Source organism: Mesorhizobium sp. M7A.F.Ca.US.005.03.2.1 (assembly GCF_003997795.1).
Taxonomy (GTDB): Bacteria; Pseudomonadota; Alphaproteobacteria; order Rhizobiales; family Rhizobiaceae; genus Mesorhizobium; species Mesorhizobium ciceri.
The window spans coordinates 1-2,428 of the sequence record NZ_RZRP01000908.1 but is presented as its reverse complement, the minus strand read 5'-3'; the positions used below and the strand labels follow the sequence as shown (position 1 = coordinate 2,428).

The window sequence follows — 2,428 nt, the reverse complement described above, 5'->3', positions numbered from 1 at the left end:
GCCTATCGCGGACGCGAAGAAGCGCTTCGGTGTCGCCGCATGAGCGAGGCGGTGGCGGCAAGATCGGTCGGCGCCGGACCCTTTTCCATCTTCGAGCGCATGGTCGCCTGGCGCTATCTGCGTTCGCGGCGCAAGGAGACGGTGATCTCGGTGATCGCCTCGATCTCGTTCCTCGGCATCATGCTGGGCGTCGCCACGCTGATCGTGGTCATGGCGGTGATGAACGGTTTCAGGGCGGAGCTTTTGACGCGCATCCTCGGCGTCAACGGCCACCTGATCGTGCAGCCGCTCGATTCGCCGCTGGAGGACTATGCGCAGGTCGCCAGCCGCATCAACGGTGTAGCAGGCGTTAAATACGCCATCCCGCTGATCGATGGCCAGGTGCTTGCGCAAGGCAATGTCGGCGGCGGAACCGGAGCGCTGGTTCGCGGCATACGCGGCGAGGATCTGAGCAAGATCGCCATCGTTGCCAGCAACATCAAGCAGGGTTCGATCGCCGATTTCGATTCTGGCGAGGGCGTTGCCATCGGCAAGCGCATGGCTGAGAATCTCGGCCTGACGCTTGGCGATACCATCACCTTGATTTCGCCCGACGGCGACGTGACGCCGATCGGCACCACGCCGCGCATGAAGGGCTACAAGATCGCGGCGATCTTCGAAGTCGGCATGTCCGAATATGACACGTCCATCGTCTACATGCCGTTTTCCGAAGCGCAGCTTTATTTCAACATGGACGGGCGGGCGCAAACGATCGAGATCTATGTCGACAATCCAGACGATGTCGATGCGCTGAAACCGAAAGTGGAGGCGGCGGCGCAGCGGCCGATCGACATGGTCGATTGGCGCCAGCGCAACGAGACCTTCTTCTCCGCGCTGCAGGTCGAACGCAACGTCATGTTCATGATCCTGACGCTGATCGTGCTGGTGGCTGCGCTGAACATCATCTCCGGCCTGATCATGCTGGTGAAGGACAAGGGCCACGACATCGCCATCCTGCGCACCATGGGGGCGTCGCGCGGCGCCATCCTGCGCATCTTCCTGATGACGGGTGCGGCGATCGGCGTGACCGGCACGCTTGCCGGCGTGCTGCTCGGCGTACTGATCTGCACCAACATCGAATCGATCCGCCAGTTCTTCTCGTGGATGACCGGCAAGGTGCTGTTCAATCCTGAACTCTATTTCCTCAGCCAGTTGCCGGCGAAGATGGATCCGCGCGAGACGACCTATGTCGTCCTGATGGCGCTCGGCCTGTCCTTCCTGGCAACGGTGTTTCCGGCATGGCGCGCCGCGCGTCTCGATCCGGTCGAAGCCTTGAGGTACGAATAGTGGCCGAGGTCATTATCGAGCTGAAGAGCGTCGAGCGGCACTACGTCCAGGGACCGCGAAAGCTCACCATTCTCAATGGTGCGGACTTCTCGCTGAAGCGCGGCGAGATGGTGGCGCTGGTGGCGCCGTCTGGCACCGGCAAATCGACGCTGCTGCACACCGCCGGCCTGCTGGAGCGTCCCGACGCCGGCGACGTCATCCTGGCCGGCCGCGCCTGCGGGCGGCTGTCCGACGACGAGCGCACGGCGATCCGCCGCAACGATGTCGGCTTCGTCTACCAGTTCCATCATCTGCTGCCGGAATTCTCGGCGCTGGAAAACATCATGATGCCGCAGCTCATCAAGGGGCTCAGCCGCAAGGACGCGGCCGAGCGCGCGGCGCAGCTGCTCGACTACATGCAGATCGGCAAACGCGCGGCGCACCGGCCGTCCGAGCTCTCCGGCGGCGAACAGCAGCGCGTCGCCATTGCGCGTGCGGTCGCCAATGCGCCGCTGGTACTGCTGGCGGACGAGCCGACCGGCAATCTCGACCCGGTCACCGCGTCCTATGTGTTCGAGGCGCTGGCGGCGCTGGTCAAGCAATCGGGCCTCGCGGCGCTGATCGCCACCCACAATCACGAACTGGCATCGCGCATGGACCGGCGCGTCACGCTAGCCGACGGCAAAGTGGTGCCGCTCTAGGGCACGGCGATACTGGGGTGAGGCCGGCCTGCGAAAGGCGGCTTCCTGCGCTTCCCGTTCTACCCCGTCGCGGTAGAATGGTGCTCGCGTACCCAAAAGTACGCTCCGCTCCGGTTCTCGAAATCCACCATTCTCGGCTCTGCCTGACCCCAGTCTCGTCGTGCCCTGGTCGGCGCTGGGCAACCGTCGTTCGCCCGTCAACCTTTTCTTAACCCTGCCGATCTGATCGCCCGGAAATTCGGACACGGCCGGATTGTGCGCCTTGACATTTGAACAAAATTAGAACAAAATACGAACATATCAACAACAGGAGAGAGTTATGACCGATCTGGTTCAGGATGTCATCTCACTGGTTTGCATGAGCACCTTTCTCGTCTCCATGGCAATCTGGATCGGAGCCATGTGATTTGGCGGCGTTCGCC

Annotated in this window: 2 protein-coding genes; both read left to right on the top strand. The window is 62.6% G+C overall.

What is annotated here, in order from left to right:
- Positions 1–39: 39 nt before the first annotated feature.
- Positions 40–1,326 carry a lipoprotein-releasing ABC transporter permease subunit gene (locus EN991_RS32375; RefSeq protein WP_013531108.1) on the top strand — a complete coding sequence of 429 codons (1,287 nt, stop codon included), beginning with the start codon at positions 40–42 and terminating at the stop codon, positions 1,324–1,326.
- Positions 1,323–2,006, top strand: coding sequence for an ABC transporter ATP-binding protein (locus EN991_RS32370; protein WP_027160544.1), 684 nt, complete (start codon positions 1,323–1,325; stop codon positions 2,004–2,006). The genes EN991_RS32375 and EN991_RS32370 overlap by 4 nt, the downstream gene beginning before the upstream one ends.
- Positions 2,007–2,428: the final 422 nt, after the last annotated feature.

Coding starts and splice junctions, on each gene's coding strand:
- EN991_RS32375 (WP_013531108.1), top strand. CDS start 40: ATGAGCGAGGCGGTGGCGGCAAGATCGGTCGGCGCCGGACCCTTTTCC.